Genomic DNA, 16,295 nt, shown 5'->3' with positions numbered 1-16,295 from the left:
CGCCGCCCCGGCGTCCTCGGGGCGGACCGGCCCGCCGCGCCCACCCAAGGGACGGACACATGGACCGCATCAGCACCAGCCCCGACGTCATGCGGGTCGCCAAGATGATCGACCACTCCCTGCTGCGCCCCGAGCTGACCACCGAGGGCCTCGTAGCGGGCTGTGCCGTCGCAGCCCGCTACGACGTGGCGTCGGTCTGCGTGAAACCGGCCGACGTGAGCCGGGCGGTGAAGGAGCTGGCCGGCACCGACGTCCTGATCAGCACGGTGGTCGGCTTTCCGCACGGCTCGTCCCTCGCCTCGGTGAAGACGGCCGAGGCCGGCGCCGCCCTCGCCGACGGCGCCCGGGAGCTCGACATGGTGCTCAACATCGGCCGCCTGCGCGACGGCGACGACGCCGCGGTGGTGGACGACATCCGGGGCGTGGTCCGGGTGGCGCACGAGGCCGGCGGGATCGTCAAGGTCATCTTCGAGAACGCCTACCTCAGCACGGAGGAGAAGATCAGGGCCTGCCGGCTGACCGAGCTGGCGGAGGCCGAGTACGTCAAGACGTCCACCGGGTTCGCGCCCGGCGGAGCCACGCTGGAGGACGTCCGGCTGATGCGGGCCCAGGTCCCCGCGCACATGAAGGTCAAGGCGGCGGGCGGGGTGCGCACCCTCGACCTCCTGCTGGAGATGGTGGAGGCCGGAGCCGAGCGCTTCGGGGCCACCGCGACCGCCACCATCCTGGACGACCTCGCCGCCCGGCTCGCCGTCGCCACCTCCTGACACCGGCCGCGGCGGGCGCACCCGCCCGCCGCCGTGCCGCACCCCGCACTCCGGGGCCGCCCCGCCGTCGACCTGACACCTCGGCGGGGCGGCCCCGGCCCTGTTCCGGCGTCGGCCCTGTTCCGGCCGTCCGCCTCGTGCGGCCGCGGCTGCTGCGGGCCGCCGTCCGAGGCCGGACCCCCGGCGAGCCAGCCGCAGGGCGGAGCTAGTCTGCACGCAGACGACGGGAGGGCCGGCTCGCGCGGCCGCACCGGAGCGCCGCCCCGGCCGGGACCGGGGATCGACCGGAGCGCTCCGCCGTCGGCCGTCCCGGTCACGCCGAGCGCCAGGAGAGCACCACCCCATGAGTACGTCCGCCTTCACTCCCCTCCCCGACGGCCCGCTGCTGCGCACCCAGGACGTCGACGTCGTGCGCGACGGCCGCCACCTGCTGCGCGGCATCACCCTGGCCATCGAGCCCGGCGAGCACTGGGCGCTGCTGGGCGCCAACGGCGCCGGCAAGAGCACCCTGCTGGGCCTGCTCGGTGCGGTCACCCACCCGACCCGGGGCGAGGTGGACGTGCTCGGCCGCCGGCTTGGCCGGGTGGACATCAGGGACCTGCGGGCGCACCTCGGGCACGTCAACCCCCGGCATCCGCTGCGCTCGCCGCTGACCGTCCGGGAGGTGGTGCTGACCGGCCTCACCAACAGCATCGAGCCGGACCTGCAGAAGCTCCCCGGCGCCGCCGACCTCGCCCGGGCCGACCGGCTGATCGACACCCTCGGTATGACGCCGATGGCGGCCGCGAGCTGGCCGACGCTGTCCCAGGGCGAGCGAGGCCGGGCCCTGATCGCCCGGGCCCTGATGGCCAGCCCCCGCCTGCTGCTGCTGGACGAGCCCGCCACCGGACTGGACCTGACCGCGCGGGAACTGCTGCTCGACAGCCTCGACCTGCTGCGCCACCAGCACCCCGAGCTGGCCAGCGTGCTGGTGACACACCACCTGGAGGAGCTGCCGGAGAGCACCACGCACGCCCTGCTGCTGCGCGACGGCGAGTGCGTCGCGGCGGGGAAGGCCGACGACGTCCTGACCACCGAGCTGATCAGCGCGTGCTTCGGCCACCCGATCAGGATCTCCCGGCAGGACGGCCGCTGGACGGCGCGCGCGGCCACCCGGCGGGCCCCGCTGCCCGGCGCGGACGAGGCGCTCGGACGGGCCGGCGGCGCCTGGCAGCGGTGACCGCGCGCCTCGGTCCCCGCCGTCCGGGGATGCGCCGCGTGCCTCGGTCCCCGCCGTCCGGGGATGCGCCGCGTGTGCCGGGCAGTGCCGTCGGGCGGTGCGCCGCCCGCGTTCTGACGACGCGTACGGGAGCGCGGGGGCGGACCGCCGGGCACGCCGTCCGCCCCCGCGGCGTGTCGCCGGGGCGCCTGGGAGGGGGGTGGTGTAGACGGTCAAAACAGAATTCTCTAAGGTATGCCTTAGCTAAGTGAGTGGGGGGTCGGCGTCGCCGGTCCACTCGCTCATGCATCGTCCTGCCCTCGTGCACGCCGGCCCTTCCCGTGGAGTTTTCATGTCCGCCCGTCGTTCGACCGCAGCCTCGCTGCTCACCCTCGCTGTCGCCGCCGTGGTGCTGACCGGCTGCTCGCAGAAGAAGGACGACACGGCCTCCGCCGACGCCATCCAGGTGAACGCCTCCGACTCCGCCTGCGAGCTGTCGAAGACCTCCTTCCCGGCCGGGCACGTGAGTCTCGAGGTGCACAACAAGGGCTCGAAGGCGACCGAGGTCTACGTGTACGCCCCGGGCGACAAGATCGTCACCGAGCGCGAGAACATCGGTCCCGGCACCAAGGCCGCCATCGCCGCCGAGATCAAGGCCGGCGACTACGAGGTCGCCTGCAAGCCGGGTATGACCGGTGACGGCATCCGCCAGAAGATCACCGTGACCGGCGAGGGTGCGCCGGCCAAGGGCGACCCGCGTCTGGACGCGGCCGTGGCCTCGTACCGCAAGTACGCCCAGGAGCAGGCCGACGCCACCATTCCGGTCGTGCAGCAGTTCGCCGACGCGATCAAGGCCGGGGACACCGTGAAGGCCAAGTCGCTCTTCGCCGCCTCCCGGGTCGGCTGGGAGCGCACCGAGCCGGTGGCCGAGAGCTTCGGTGACATCGACCCCAAGACCGACACCCGTGAGGACGGCCTGGAGGCCGGCCAGGAGTGGACCGGCTGGCACAAGCTGGAGAAGTCCCTCTGGGCCGACAACACCATCGGCGACAACGAGAAGAAGCTCGCCGACCAGCTCGTCACCGACCTGAAGGACTGGCAGACCCGGGTCGGCACCGCCGACATCACCGCCACCAGCATGGCGAACGGTGCCAAGGAGCTGCTGGACGAGGTCGCGACCGGCAAGGTCACCGGCGAGGAGGACCGCTACAGCCACACCGACCTCTCCGACTTCGCGGCGAACGTCGAGGGGGCCGAGTACGCCTACGAGCTGCTCAAGCCCGTCGCGGCGGAGAAGGACGCGGAGCTCTCCAAGAGCCTGGACACCGAGTTCGCCGACCTGAAGACGCTGCTCGCCAAGTACAAGCAGGGCGAGGCCTACGTCTCCTACGACACGGTCGGCGAGGCGGACCGCAAGACCTTCTCGGACGCCGTGAACGCGCTGGCCGAGCCGCTCTCCAAGCTCGCCGCCGCGGTCGTCGTCAAGTAGTCCCGCCAACCGCCGCGACGCTTCGGCGTCGCGGCGGGACTCCTGCCGAACCACCCTCCACCACCACGCCGTGGCGGCCCCAGCGGTCGCCACGGCACACGTGAGTCAGCACAGAGAAGGGCCGTCTCCATGGATGCCGAGCGCGAGCAGCCGACCGAGCAGTCGACCGGGCCGCAGACCGTACCGTCCGCCGGGCTCAGCCGGCGGGCCGTGATCGGCTGGGCCGGCGCCGGCGTGGCGATCGGTGCCGCCGGTGTCGGCACCGTCGCGGCCGCCACGATGGACGACAAGGGCGCCCCCGCGCCCGCCGCCCCGGGGGCAGCGGAGATCCCCTTCTACGGCGACCACCAGTCCGGTATCGCGACGCCGGTCCAGGACCGCCTGCACTTCGCGGCGTTCGACGTCTCCACCACGGACCGCGACGCCCTGGTGAAGATGCTGAAGGACTGGACCAAGGCGGCGGCCGCGATGACCGGTGGCCGCGAGGTCGGCACCGGCGCGGCGACCGGCCTGCCCGAGGCCCCGCCGGACGACACCGGCGAGGCGCTCGGCCTGCCCGCCTCCCGGCTCAGCCTCACCATCGGCTTCGGCCCCTCGCTGTTCGAGACGTCCACCCCGGACGGACAACTCGTGGACCGCTTCGGCCTCAAGGCCAAGCGCCCGGACGCGCTGATCGACCTGCCGAAGTTCCCGCACGACAACCTCGACCCGACCCGCAGCGGCGGCGACATCTGCATCCAGGCCTGCGCCGACGACCCGCAGGTGGCCGTGCACGCGATCCGCAACCTGGCCCGGATCGCGATGGGCACCGCGAGCATCCGCTGGTCCCAGCTCGGCTTCGGCAAGACCTCCTCCACCACGCCGGACGCGCAGACCCCGCGCAACCTGATGGGCTTCAAGGACGGCACCCACAACATCGCCGGCACCGACACGGCGGCGCTCGCCGACCACGTCTGGGCCGCCCCCGGGGACGGCCCGGAGTGGATGACCGGCGGCTCGTACCTGGTCGCCCGCCGGATCCGGATGCACATCGAGACCTGGGACCGCACCTCGCTCAAGGAGCAGGAGGACGTCTTCGGCCGGAACAAGGGCGAGGGCGCGCCGTACGGCAAGGCCAAGGAGCGCGACGCCCCGGATCTCAAGGCCATGCCGGCGGGCTCGCACGTGCGCCTGGCGCACCCGGACTCCAACAACGGTCTGATGATCCTGCGCCGCGGCTTCTCCTTCACCGACGGCACCGACGGCCTCGGCCGGCTCGACGCCGGTCTGTTCTTCCTCGCCTACCAGCGTGACACCCGCAAGGCGTTCGTCCCGCTGCAGAACCGGCTCGCGGCCAGTGACAAGCTGAACGAGTACATCCAGCACGTCGGCTCGGCCCACTTCGCCTGCCCGGCCGGCGTCCGCAAGCCCGGCGAGTGGTGGGGGCAGGCCCTGTTCGGCTGAGCCGGCGCCAGGCCCCCCTCCCCGCCCGTACCACCTCCCCACCCCACAGGAGCACCCCGTGTTCGGCAACTATCTGATCGGTCTGCGTGAGGGCCTCGAAGCGAGCCTCGTCGTCTGCATCCTGATCGCCTACCTGGTGAAGACGGGACGCCGGGAGAAGCTCGCTCCGGTGTGGACGGGCATCGCGGCGGCGGTGGTGCTCAGCATGGCGTTCGGCGCCGTCCTGCAGTTCGGCTCCAGCCAGATGTCCTTCGAGGCCCAGGAGGCGCTCGGCGGGTCGCTGTCGATCATCGCGGTCGGCCTGGTCACCTGGATGGTCTTCTGGATGCGCCGCACCGCGCGGCACCTGAAGAGCGAGCTGCACGGCAAGCTGGACGCGGCGATCGCGATGGGTACCTTCGCCCTGGTGACCACGGCGTTCCTGGCGGTCGGCCGGGAGGGCCTGGAGACCGCGCTGTTCATCTGGTCCGCCGTCCAGGCCACCGGCGACGGCTACAACCCGCTGATCGGCGCGTCCCTCGGGCTGCTGACCTCCGTGGTGCTCGGCTGGCTGTTCTACCGGGGCGCCCTGAAGATCAACCTCGCCAAGTTCTTCACCTGGACCGGCGCGATGCTGGTCGTGGTCGCCGCCGGTGTGCTCGCGTACGGGGTGCACGACCTGCAGGAGGCCGGCTGGCTGCCCGGCCTGCACAGCCAGGCCTTCGACATCAGCAGCACCATCCCCAAGGACAGCTGGTACGGAACGCTGCTCAAGGGAGTGTTCAACTTCCAGCCCGACCCGACGGTGTTCCAGCTCGTGGTCTGGGCCGCGTACCTGGTCCCGACGTTGATCCTCTTCCTCGGCCTCTTCAGCCGGACCTCCGGTCCTGGTGCCCCGGCCGCCTCCGGTGCGCCGAGGGCAACCGGCCAGAGCGGCGCGAAGGGCGCCGGCTCGGCGGAGTCCACCGCCTGACGCTCCCGCAGCTCGCGCTCCGCGCCCCGCCCGGCCCACCGCCGTGCGGGGCGCGTCGCGTTCGGTGCCGGACACCGGCCGGTCCCGGCGGTCCCGGCGGTCCCGGCGGACCAGGCGGGCCGCCCCGCCCGCCCCGCCCGCCCGGTCCGGCCGGTCCGTATGGCCTGCGGTCCCGGCGTGTCCTCGGCGTCCCGGGTGGCGGGCTACCGGCTGGCGGCGAGCAGTCCCTCCAGCTCCAGCTCGCCCGCCCTGGTCTGGGCCCCGGCGGCGAGGGCGTCCCGGACCAGCCGGGTGGTCTCCGGAGCGGAGAACACCTGCTGGATCAACCCGCTCTCGACCATCAGGCCCTCGCGCAGGGGCAGTTCCGAGGCCTCGACGGCCAGCTTGGCCGCCCGGAGCGCGGCGGCGGGGTAGCGGGCGATCCGCAGTGCCAGGCGCTCCACGAACCCGTCCAGCTCGTCGGCGGGCAGGGCCCGGTTGACCCAGCCGTAGCGCTCGGCCGTCTCGGCGTCGAAACCCTCCGAGCCGAGGATGATCTCCAGCGCGCGGGCCCGGCCCGTCAGCCGGGGCAGGTACTGGGTGCCGCCTCCGCCGGGGATCATTCCCAGGCTGACCTCCGGGAGTCCGAGCCGGGCCCGCCCGACGGCGGCGAAGCGCATGTCGAGGGCGAGCAGGAACTCGGCGCCGCCGCCGCGTGCGCGGCCGGCCAGCTTGCCGATGGTGATCTGCGGCAGGGTGCGGAACCGCTCGTGCAGGTCCTGCCCGGGGGTGAGCGCTCCGGGGGCCGCCAGTGCCAGTTGCTCGACCAGGCCCGGATCGAGGGCGAGGGTCATGTCGCCGTGGGCGAGGAAGAAGTCCGGATCGGCGCTCCCGACGACCACGACCCGCACGCTCGCGTCCTCGCTCAGGGCGCCGTGCAGCCGGTCGAGGTCGGCGGCGAGGTGCCGGTCGAGGAGGTTGAACGGCGGGTGGTCGATCGTCACGAAGGCGACCCCGTCGTCCAGTCGGACGTCGAGCGTGCGGTATCCGTCGTAGGACATGCGGAAGTTCTCCTCGGCAGGGTTCTTGATGAGAACTCAGACCGTAGCTGAGTTCTCGATCCGAACTCAAGCGGGCTAGACTCCGTTCGTGGAATGGACGACGGTCGACCTGGGAAACTGCTCGGTGCTCCGGGCGCTCGACGTCATCGGCAAGCAGTGGGCGATGGCCGTGCTCCGGGAGGCGTTCAACGACGTACGGCGCTTCGAGGACCTCCAGCAGCACCTGGGGGTCTCGCGTTCGGTGCTGAGCCGGCGCCTGAACGAGATGGTGGACGACGGCCTGCTCGACCGGGTGCCCTACCGCGAGGGCGCCGGGCGCGAACGGTACGAGTACCTGCCCACCGAGAAGGCCTGGGGGCTCTACCCCGTGATGGTCGGGCTCATGCAGTGGGGGGACCGCTACCTCGCCGACAGTGACGGGCCGCCGGTCCGGCTGGTGGACCGCAGGTCGGGCCGGCCCGTGGTCGCCGCCGTCGTCACGGACGACTCCGAGGTGTGCGCGCCGTCGGACGTCGCGGTGCTACCGGGTGGTTCGCTGCGCACCCGGCCGACCGGGGACTGACGCCGCCGGCCGCCTCGCCGGCCGCCTCGCCGGCCGCCTCGCCGGCCGCCTCGCCGGCCGCCTCGCCGGCCGTCCCGCCGGCCGTCCCGCCGGTCGCGCCGCCGGTCGTGCCGCCGGCCGTCCCGTCGGCCGGGAAAGCGGCGCGCCCCCGGCCGTGGGCCGGAACCGCCGGGGGCCGGATGCCCACCGCCTCCCACACACTTCATTGTTGAGGAGCGGTCAAAAGTTAACCTCCAGGGTCTACCCGCGTAAACCCCTGAAGCGGCAAGCTGGTTGTTCACCCGGGCGGTGCCTGAGCCCGGGCTCCTCAGCATGTCCTGCCGCACCCCCTGGAGTTCCGCATGCCCGCGATACGCTCGCTCCGCCGTGCCCTGGTGGCCGCCCTCGGCGCCCTCCTGCTCGCCGCCACCACCCTGCTGACCGGCGCCGGCAGCGCGCAGGCCGCCCTTCCGACGCCCGTGTCGGCCGCGACCGCCCGCACCTACCTGGCCGCCCTCACCGTGGCTGCCGACTCCCACACCACCACGTACGACCGGACGCTGTTCCCGCACTGGATCACCATCTCCGGCACCTGCGACACCCGCGAGACCGTGCTGAAGCGCGACGGCAGCAACGTGGTCACCAGCTCCGCCTGTGCGGCCGTCAGCGGCAGTTGGACCTCCGCCTACGACAATGCGACCACCACCACCGCGTCGGGCTTCGACATCGACCACCTCGTCCCGCTTGCCGAGGCGTGGCGCTCCGGCGCCTGGGCGTGGACCACCGCGCAGCGGCAGGCCTTCGCCAACGACCTGACCCGCCCCCAGCTGATCGCCGTGTCGGCCTCCTCCAACCGCAGCAAGGGCGACCAGGACCCGGCCAACTGGCTGCCGCAGACCTCGTACCGGTGCACCTACAGCCGTGCCTGGGTGCAGGTGAAGTACTACTACGGCCTGACCGTCGACAGCGCCGAGAAGAGCGCCCTCACCTCGCTGCTCAGCGGCTGCTGACCCCGCGCCCGGGTGGGGCTCCGGCTCCGGCCGCCCCACCCGGGTCGCGTCGCTCGACCGAGACGCTCCAACCCGGGGCGCGTCACTCCACCGAGACGCCCCACCGGGCGGCCAGGCCCGCCAGCCCGCCGCGCACCGGGCAGGGCGCGGCCTCGAAGTGCCAGCCGCCGCCCGAGCGGCGGATCGAGCCGATCGCCATCGCACTGTCCGGGATCCCGGCTGTGGCGCCCTCCCAGGCGTCCGGACCGCTCGCCCCGGCCCCGAGCGCCGCCCGCACCGTGAGCCCGTGCACGTACCCCAGTGGCAGGGCCGGCGCCGCCTCCTCCTCGGTCGAGACGGCGATCACCACCTCGTCCACGCCCGCCGCGATCCGGGCCAGGTCGACGCTCAGCGCCGCACCCCGGGCCGGCTGCCCGGCCACCGAGCGGGTCGGGTGCAACTGCACGGCGCCGTCCGGGTCCTGCGGATTGTTGAAGAAGACGAAGTGCTCGTCGCTCAGCACCCGGCCGGCCGCGCAGAGGAAGGCCGACACGTCCAGCTCGACCGCGTCCCCGGCCACCGTCCGGCTCTGCCAGCTGATCTCCAGCCGCCCCGCGGCGCCCGGCGCGGCAGCGGCCCCGACGGACCCGGCCTCCGGCGCGGCCGCCGCGGCCCGCGGGGCCGGACCGAGCCGCCCGCGCAGCCCGTGCTCGGCGAGCAGCTCGACCAGCTCCGGTCCGCTCACCAGGCTGAGCGGCTTGTTGGCGATGTAGTCGTACGAGCCGGGCCCGAAGCCCGCGGTCGTGACCAGGATGCCCTTGATCGCGCCGTGGTGCTGCACCGTGCTGTGCAGATCCCGGACGGCCGTGGGGGAGACCGTCGAGCGGTAGCGCTTGGCCTGGATGACGATCCGGCCGCCCGTCACCGGATCCAGGTCGTCGGCGACCACGTCCACCCCGGCGTCGCCGCTGCGGGCCGTCGTCATCACCCGGTAGCCGCGCGCCCGGAACAGCTCGGCGATCAGCTCCTCGAACTCGATCGGATCCATCTCGAAGAGGTCCGGCTCGTCCTCGCCGCCCTGCCCCGCCAGACTGACGCCGACCGTCTCGGGCAGCCGGTCCGGCTTCACCTCGTCCAGCCGCTCCGGGCGGGCCGAGAGCTTCCCGCCGAGGCCCTGCAGGCACTCCACGGCCGCCACCCGGTCCAGTGAGAGCGCCGAGAACTCCGCCCGCGACACCGTGACGGTCAGCAGGAAGCGCTCCGCCTCGCGTCCGGTCGCCGGATCGATGCCGTGCACGAAACCGTTCAGCACGACCGACGCCAACAACCCGTCGGCGTCCGCCCGGAACAGCTCGGTGACCACCCGCAGGCCGCTCTGTGCCAGCACCTCCCGGTACAGCGTCCTGCGCTCGGCCGCCGGCCGTGCCACCTCCGCCTCGCGGTCGTCCGACTTGACGTACCGCACCCGGGAGCTCGCCGGTACCACGTCGGCGCCCGGCAGCTCCCAGTTCACCACCAGCTGCCGGCTCGACGCCTCCCAGGCCGCCACCAGATTGTGCGGGAAGCCCTCCGGCCACCGCGCGGACGCGTAGAGCACCGCCGTGAAGTACTCCTGCACCGCCTCCGCCTCACCCCGGCGCAGGCGATCCAGCAACTCCCTGGTACCGGCGGTACGTTCGTCGTCCTGCCGGCGGTGGTCCGCCACCCAGGCCAGGTACTGCCCGTGGTACTCGGCGAGCTGGCGCTGCCGCTCCGCCTCGGCCGCCTGCGCCCGGTACCAGTCCTGCTCGAAGCGGGTCCGCGCCTGCGCGAGGTAGGCCTCGTACTGGCGCCGGATCGCCGGGTCGACGGCCTGGGCGGCGGTCGGCGGTTGGACGTGGTACGCCGCCTGGTCGGGCATCGGGACGGGTACCCCGAGCCGGCCGGGCTCGAACGGCGGCGGCGTACGGGAATCCAGCAGCGCCGTCGGACGGAACGCCGGCTGCTCCAGGCCGGAGCGCAGCACCTCTCGCAACTCCACCACCCGGGAGTCGAGTTCAGCCGTCCGGCGGGCCACCTCGGCCTCCCGGGACTGCTGGTACGCCTTCAGTTCCTCCCGCTCACCGCGGGCGGCCGTCCGCTGCGCCTCCCGCGACTCGCGCTCCTGCCGGCGCTGTTCGGCGGCCTGCGCCCGCCATCGGGCCTCCTCGCGGCGCTGCTGCTGTCGCTGCGCCTCCGCCCAGACCGCCAGCACTCCGCTGTTCCGCCGCCCCGCCACGTCCACCCCTTCGGTCCACGGCCGCCCCTCGCCCCCGTCGGCCGCCCGGCCGCGCACTGGCCGCGCGGGACAGAATAGAACGTGGACGGGTGAATCGGCCAAGTCGCGGCCCGCGCCGCCGCGGGGGCGCCGCCGGCTGACGGCGTGACGGCGTGATCCGGTCCGTGGCCGGGGTGTACGTGACCGGCGGGGCACCGCCCCTTCGTGGGCGAAGGAGACCGGGGGCGCCGCTGCCGGGTTCGGTGGCGTCGCTCCGGCCCCGGGGCGGGCCCGGCCGGTGGCGGGGCGGTCGGGACCGGGGCCGGCCGATACCGGGGCCGGCCGATACCGGGGCCGGTCGGGCGTCAGGGAAGCTTGCTCGCCAGGACGCCGACCTTGCGGATGTCGGGCGGCGAGGCCAGGTGGCTGGTCGCGACGGCCATCAGGGCCTGGGCGATCCGGCCCTGGAGATGGGCGTCGCGGCCCTGGTCGTCGGCGAAGGTGTCGAAGATACCGAAGGTGGTGGCGTCCTCGCGGAACGCGAACCAGGTGATGGTTCCGCTCTCCTGCCGGGCCAGATCCACCGCGTCCCGGAGCATCGCGGCCACGGTGTCGGCGTACTCCGGCTTGGCTTCGATCCTGGCGAGCAGTGCGACGTCGGACATTCGGTTCTCTCCCGGTCTCGTGGTGAGCCAGCTCCGGCACCCGCTCCTGCGGATGAACGCGTCGGTGCGGCGGTGAACCGCACCAGCCCACCACGGAGCCGGGAGCCCGCTCCGGCGGACATGCCGCCGGCGGCCGACAACCACCGGAACGGCCCCGCGGCCGCCGGTGCGGTCCTCGGCGTTCGCCGGGCCCGTCCTTACCGGCCTCGTCCCCACCGGTGCCGTCCTTGCGGTCCGCCGTCGGCCGGTCCCGTCCTCGCTGTCAGTCCTCGCCGTCCGTCCGATCCGCGCGGCCGGGACCGGGCGGGAGGCGGCCGCCCTCCGCGAGCTCAGCCGTTGGCGCCCGGGACGCCCTGGAACGGCTGGACGGTGGGCCTGTCGCAGATGTTCAGCGTGCCGTGGTCGACCCCGCCGGTCACCTTGACCTGCTTGGCCTGCGTCTCGTCGGGAAGGATCACCTGGGCCGTCGTGCCGGTCACGCCGCAGACGCGCCGGCCGGACGCGGACACCTCGGTGTTGACGTCGCTGTACTCCCTACCGGCGTTCGCGATCTGCTTCGGCCTGAGCGTCACCGCCGTCACCGGGAAGGTGGTGCTGCGGTCAGCGCGGCGGCCGTCCGAGCGGCGTCGTCGCTCACCTGCCCGCGCATCGGCGACGTCTAGCGCACGGCCCGGCGCGCCACGCGGTGGCGGAGGTGGACGACTCCTGAGCTGAACGTGCGGGTCTCGACGAGTTCGAGATCCACCCGGCGCTCGTGCTGGGGATAGAACGGCGTGCCACCGCCGACCAGCACCGGGTAGACCCTGGCCCGGTACTCGTCGATCAGACCGGACGCGGCCGCCTCGGCGGCGAGCGTCGCACCGCCGATCGCGATGTCGCCCTGCCCCGGCTCGGCCCGCAACCGCTCGATCTCCTCCGCCGGACCACCGACGGCCAGGCGGGCCTCGCCCTGCACCGTCGACAGCGTGCTGGAGAACACCACCTTCGGGAGCGGGTTCCAGACCGCCGCCCATTCGAGCATCGAGTCGTCGAGCGACGGATCCTGATCGGCGGTCTCCCAGTACAGCATCGTCTCGTACAGCCGTCGTCCCAGCAGGTAGACGCCGATCCCCCGGATCTCGTCGGTGACGAAACGGAGGACCTCCTCGTCGGGCGCCGTCCAGTCGAATCTGCCGTTCGGCCCGACGATGAAGCCGTCGAGGGAGACACCCATCGAGTAGGTCACGCTGCGCATAAGTCCTCCTCGGGAACAGGTCCGACCCTACGGCCGTCGGCCGCCGATCGCCGCGGGACTCGTCCCGGCTCGCGGGGATTCCCTCGGATCTCCCCGTCCCACGCGAAGATCGTCGGCTGCCGGCCGGGTCGCCGCCGACCGTCCCGTGTTCCCTCGCGATGATCGACCTCATGACCCGCCGATCCGCGAACGTCGACCAGCCGACCAGCCGACCAGCGAACGCCGACCAGCCGACCCGCGAACGCCGACCCGTCGGCGAGTCCGCTCCCACCCGGCGAGGAACCCGGCCTCCGGAGCCGGGACGGAGCGCCCGGTCACCCGAGGCTGCGCAGGAACTCCCGGTTCATCGCCGCGATGCTCGGCAGCGGGATGCCCTTCGGGCAGGCCGTGGCGCACTCGCCGGTGTTGGTGCAGCCGCCGAAGCCCTCGTCGTCCATCCGGGCGACCATCGAGCGGACCCGGTCGGCGCGCTCGGGCGCGCCCTGCGGCAGGATGTTGAGGTGCACCACCTTGGCGGAGGTGAAGAGCATCGCGGAGCCGTTCGGACAGGCCGCCACACAGGCACCGCAGCCGATGCACTCGGCGTGTTCGAAGGCGGTGTCGGCGGCCTCCTTGGGGACGGGGGTCGCGTGCGCCTCGGGTGCGCTGCCGGTGGGGGCGGTGATGTAGCCGCCGGAGCCGATGATCCGGTCGAACGCGGAGCGGTCCACCACCAGGTCCTTGACCACCGGGAAGGCGGCGGCGCGCCACGGCTCGACGTCGATGGTGTCGCCGTCCCGGAAGTGCCGCATGTGCAGCTGGCAGGTGGTGGTGCGCTCGGGGCCGTGCGCCTGGCCGTTGATGACCATGCCGCAGGCCCCGCAGATGCCCTCGCGGCAGTCGTGGTCGAAGGCGACCGGGGTGTCGCCGCGCAGGATCAGCTCCTCGTTGAGGGTGTCCAGCATCTCCAGGAAGGACATGTCCGGGCTGATGCCGGTGACCTGGTAGGTGGTCATCGAGCCGGCGGCCTCGGGGCCCGCCTGGCGCCAGATCCGCAGGGTGAGGTTCATGCGTAGCTCCGCTGGGTGGGGTGGACGTGTTCGAACTCCAGGTACTCGCGGTGGAGCACGGGCGGTAGGCCGGTTCCGGTGAACTCCCAGGCGGCGGCGTAGGAGAACTCCTCGTCCTTGCGGGCCGCCTCGCCCTCGGGTGTACGGCTCTCCTCGCGGAAGTGTCCGCCGCAGGACTCGGTTCGGTGCAGGGCGTCCAGGCACATCAGTTCGGCGAGCTCGAAGTAGTCGACCATCCGGTTGGCCTTCTCCAGCGACTGGTTGAGCTCCTGGCCGGTGCCGGGCACCTTGATCCGGCGCCAGAACTCCTCGCGCAGCTGCGGGATCCGCTCCAGCGCGCGCCGCAGCCCCGCCTCGTCGCGGGCCATCCCGCACTCCTCCCAGAGGAGTTCACCCAGCTCGCGGTGGAAGGAGTCCGGGGTGCGGTCGCCGTTCACCGCGAGGATGAGTTCGAGCCGGTCGGTCACCTCGGCGGTGGCCTCCGCGATCTCCGGTGCGTCGGCCGGTACGGGCTTCGCGCCGCTTCGCGCCAGGTAGTCGTTGAGGGTGGCGGGGAGCACGAAGTACCCGTCGGCCAGGCCCTGCATGAGTGCACTGGCGCCCAGCCGGTTGGCGCCGTGGTCGGAGAAGTTGGCCTCGCCGATCGCGAACAGCCCCGGCAGGCTGGTCTGCAGGTCGTAGTCGACCCAGAGCCCGCCCATGGTGTAGTGGATCGCGGGGTAGATCCGCATCGGCACCCGGTACGGGTCCTCGGCGGTGATCCGCTCGTACATCTCGAAGAGGTTCCCGTACCTCGCCTCGACCTGGTCGCGGCCGAGCCGGGCGATGGCGTCGGCGAAGTCCAGATAGACGCCCTGGCCGCCGGGGCCGACGCCGCGGCCCTCGTCGCAGACGTTCTTGGCGGCCCGCGAGGCGATGTCGCGCGGCACCAGGTTGCCGAAGGAGGGGTAGATCCGCTCCAGGTAGTAGTCCCGTTCGTGCTCGGGGATCTCGGCCGGCGGCCTGGTGTCGCCCTCGGCCTTCGGGACCCAGATCCTGCCGTCGTTGCGCAGGGACTCGCTCATCAGAGTCAGCTTCGACTGGTGGTCGCCGCTGCGCGGGATGCAGGTCGGGTGGATCTGGGTGAAGCACGGGTTGGCGAAGTGGGCACCCCGGCGGTGGGCCCGCCAGATCGCCGTCGTGTTGGAGTTCTTGGCGTTGGTGGAGAGGTAGAAGACGTTGCCGTACCCACCGCTTGCCAGCACCACCGCGTCGGCGGTGTAGGCCGAGATCCGGCCGGTGACGAGATCGCGGGCGACGATGCCGCGGGCCCGTCCGTCGATCACGATCAGATCCAGCATCTCGGTGCGCGGGTGCATCTCCACCGTGCCGGCCGCGATCTGCCGCGACAGCGCCTGGTAGGCGCCGAGCAGGAGTTGCTGCCCGGTCTGACCCCGGGCGTAGAAGGTCCGGGAGACCTGGACGCCGCCGAAGGACCGGGTGTCCAGCAGGCCGCCGTACTCGCGGGCGAACGGGACGCCCTGCGCGACGCACTGGTCGATGATCTCCACCGAGACCTGCGCCAGGCGGTGCACGTTGGACTCGCGGGCCCGGAAGTCGCCGCCCTTGACGGTGTCGTAGAACAGCCGGCGGACCGAGTCCCCGTCGTTGCGGTAGTTCTTGGCCGCGTTGATGCCGCCCTGCGCGGCGATCGAGTGGGCCCGGCGCGGGGAGTCCTGGAAGCAGAACTGCACCACGTGGTAGCCCTGTTCGGCCAGCGTCGCACCGGCCGCGCCGCCCGCGAGCCCGGTGCCGACCACGATCACGGTGTGCTTGCGCCGGTTCGCCGGGTTGACCAGCTTCGCCTCGAACCGCCGCTGGTCCCACCGTTGTTCGATCGGCCCGGCGGGGGCGCGGGTGTCGGTGACGGGCGCGCCGACCCGGTAGTCGCTGTAGTCGGCGGGGGCGTTCTGGGTGCTCAACTCACCACTCCGGTCAGGACGGCCACGGGTACGGACAGGAAGCCGGCGGTCAGCACGAGCGCCAGGCCGTTGGCGATCGCCTTCAACACGCGGTCCCGGCGGGCGTTGTTGGCGCCCAGGGTCTGCGCCGCGCTCCAGAAGCCGTGCCGGATGTGCAGCCCGAGCGCCAGCATCGCGAGGATGTAGAAGACGGCGCTGTACCAGTGCGAGAAGGAGGCCACGATGTTCTGGTACGGGTGCCCCTCCTCGGCGCGCGGGTTCACGGTGAGGGTGGTCAGGTCGAGGATGTGCCAGACGATGAACAGCGCCAGGATGATCCCGCCCCACCGCATCGTGCGGGTCGCGTAGCTCGCCCGCCGTCGCCGGTGCACGTATCGGCTCGGGCGGGCGGCGAGGTCGCGCCGGCTCAGCTGGTACGCCGCGACGGCGTGCAGCACCACCGCGGCGAGCAGCGCCACCCGGGCGATCCAGAGGAACCAGCCGTGCCCGAGGAAGGGCTGTCCGAGGGTGCGCAGCCACGCCGCGTACCCGTTGATGTCGTCCGGACCGAAGAAGACCTTGAGGTTCCCGAGCATGTGGAAGACCAGGTAGAGCAGCATGACCAGTCCGCTGACGGCCATGACCGCCTTCTTGCCGACGGTCGACCGCCACAGGGTCGTGAGGGTGGACGGTTTACGGCCCGTCCGAGTCGCCAGTGCCATGGCGTCCACGGTAGGAACCGCCGGACGGTA

Annotated in this window: 15 protein-coding genes; 7 read left to right on the top strand and 8 right to left on the bottom strand. The window is 72.8% G+C overall.

The genetic code is table 11. The annotated features are described in order from the left end of the window. Positions 1-59: 59 nt before the first annotated feature. From deoC to efeU, 5 genes are all read left to right on the top strand, one after another. Positions 60-767 carry a deoxyribose-phosphate aldolase gene (gene deoC / locus OG823_RS03215; RefSeq protein WP_371477307.1) on the top strand — a complete coding sequence of 236 codons (708 nt, stop codon included), beginning with the start codon at positions 60-62 and terminating at the stop codon, positions 765-767. Between the two features lie 343 nt (positions 768-1,110). Continuing rightward, positions 1,111-1,986 carry an ABC transporter ATP-binding protein gene (locus tag OG823_RS03210; protein ID WP_371477306.1) on the top strand — a complete coding sequence of 292 codons (876 nt, stop codon included), beginning with the start codon at positions 1,111-1,113 and terminating at the stop codon, positions 1,984-1,986. Between the two features lie 331 nt (positions 1,987-2,317). Further along, positions 2,318-3,454: an iron uptake system protein EfeO gene (efeO, locus tag OG823_RS03205; protein WP_371477305.1), complete on the top strand. Its 1,137-nt coding sequence runs from the start codon at positions 2,318-2,320 to the stop codon at positions 3,452-3,454. A gap of 129 nt (positions 3,455-3,583) precedes the next feature. Continuing rightward, positions 3,584-4,897 carry an iron uptake transporter deferrochelatase/peroxidase subunit gene (efeB, locus tag OG823_RS03200; RefSeq protein ID WP_371477304.1) on the top strand — a complete coding sequence of 438 codons (1,314 nt, stop codon included), beginning with the start codon at positions 3,584-3,586 and terminating at the stop codon, positions 4,895-4,897. Between the two features lie 58 nt (positions 4,898-4,955). Continuing rightward, on the top strand, positions 4,956-5,849 hold the full coding sequence (gene efeU / locus OG823_RS03195) for an iron uptake transporter permease EfeU (RefSeq protein ID WP_371477303.1): 894 nt from the start codon (positions 4,956-4,958) through the stop codon (positions 5,847-5,849). Between the two features lie 203 nt (positions 5,850-6,052). Here the strand turns inward: efeU and OG823_RS03190 are convergent, their stop codons facing one another. Continuing rightward, a complete protein-coding gene (locus OG823_RS03190) occupies positions 6,053-6,889 on the bottom strand; it encodes an enoyl-CoA hydratase/isomerase family protein (protein WP_371477301.1) in 837 nt (278 codons plus the stop codon). Positions 6,890-6,977: 88 nt separating this feature from the next. Here OG823_RS03190 and OG823_RS03185 point away from each other — a divergent pair, with 88 nt between their 5' ends. Next, positions 6,978-7,451, top strand: a complete 474-nt coding sequence (locus OG823_RS03185; RefSeq protein WP_371477299.1) for a winged helix-turn-helix transcriptional regulator — start codon at positions 6,978-6,980, stop codon at positions 7,449-7,451. 341 nt (positions 7,452-7,792) lie between these two features. After that, positions 7,793-8,440 carry an HNH endonuclease family protein gene (locus OG823_RS03180; protein ID WP_371477297.1) on the top strand — a complete coding sequence of 216 codons (648 nt, stop codon included), beginning with the start codon at positions 7,793-7,795 and terminating at the stop codon, positions 8,438-8,440. An 82-nt stretch (positions 8,441-8,522) separates the two neighbouring features. Here the strand turns inward: OG823_RS03180 and OG823_RS03175 are convergent, their stop codons facing one another. The 7 genes from OG823_RS03175 to OG823_RS03145 form a co-directional block, all read right to left on the bottom strand. Then, positions 8,523-10,676 carry a restriction endonuclease gene (locus tag OG823_RS03175; RefSeq protein ID WP_371477296.1) on the bottom strand — a complete coding sequence of 718 codons (2,154 nt, stop codon included), beginning with the start codon at positions 10,674-10,676 and terminating at the stop codon, positions 8,523-8,525. A 344-nt stretch (positions 10,677-11,020) separates the two neighbouring features. Beyond that, positions 11,021-11,320, bottom strand: coding sequence for a putative quinol monooxygenase (locus tag OG823_RS03170; protein WP_371477295.1), 300 nt, complete (start codon positions 11,318-11,320; stop codon positions 11,021-11,023). A gap of 329 nt (positions 11,321-11,649) precedes the next feature. Beyond that, positions 11,650-11,892 (bottom strand): hypothetical protein, encoded by a 243-nt coding sequence (locus OG823_RS03165; RefSeq protein ID WP_371477294.1) that lies wholly within the window; start codon positions 11,890-11,892, stop codon positions 11,650-11,652. 86 nt (positions 11,893-11,978) lie between these two features. Continuing rightward, positions 11,979-12,554 carry a dihydrofolate reductase family protein gene (locus tag OG823_RS03160; RefSeq protein WP_371477293.1) on the bottom strand — a complete coding sequence of 192 codons (576 nt, stop codon included), beginning with the start codon at positions 12,552-12,554 and terminating at the stop codon, positions 11,979-11,981. Between the two features lie 314 nt (positions 12,555-12,868). Continuing rightward, entirely contained in the window at positions 12,869-13,603 is a 735-nt protein-coding gene (locus tag OG823_RS03155; RefSeq protein WP_371477292.1) for a succinate dehydrogenase/fumarate reductase iron-sulfur subunit, read from the bottom strand. Then, a complete protein-coding gene (locus tag OG823_RS03150; RefSeq protein WP_371477290.1) occupies positions 13,600-15,564 on the bottom strand; it encodes a fumarate reductase/succinate dehydrogenase flavoprotein subunit in 1,965 nt (654 codons plus the stop codon). The genes OG823_RS03155 and OG823_RS03150 overlap by 4 nt, the downstream gene beginning before the upstream one ends. Beyond that, positions 15,561-16,265, bottom strand: coding sequence for a succinate dehydrogenase cytochrome b subunit (locus tag OG823_RS03145; protein WP_371477289.1), 705 nt, complete (start codon positions 16,263-16,265; stop codon positions 15,561-15,563). The genes OG823_RS03150 and OG823_RS03145 overlap by 4 nt, the downstream gene beginning before the upstream one ends. Positions 16,266-16,295: the final 30 nt, after the last annotated feature.

This window comes from Kitasatospora sp. NBC_00315 (assembly GCF_041435095.1).
Taxonomy (GTDB): domain Bacteria; phylum Actinomycetota; class Actinomycetes; order Streptomycetales; family Streptomycetaceae; genus Kitasatospora.
Note: the sequence above shows the minus strand (reverse complement) of the source record. Positions and strands in the feature narration are given on the sequence as shown.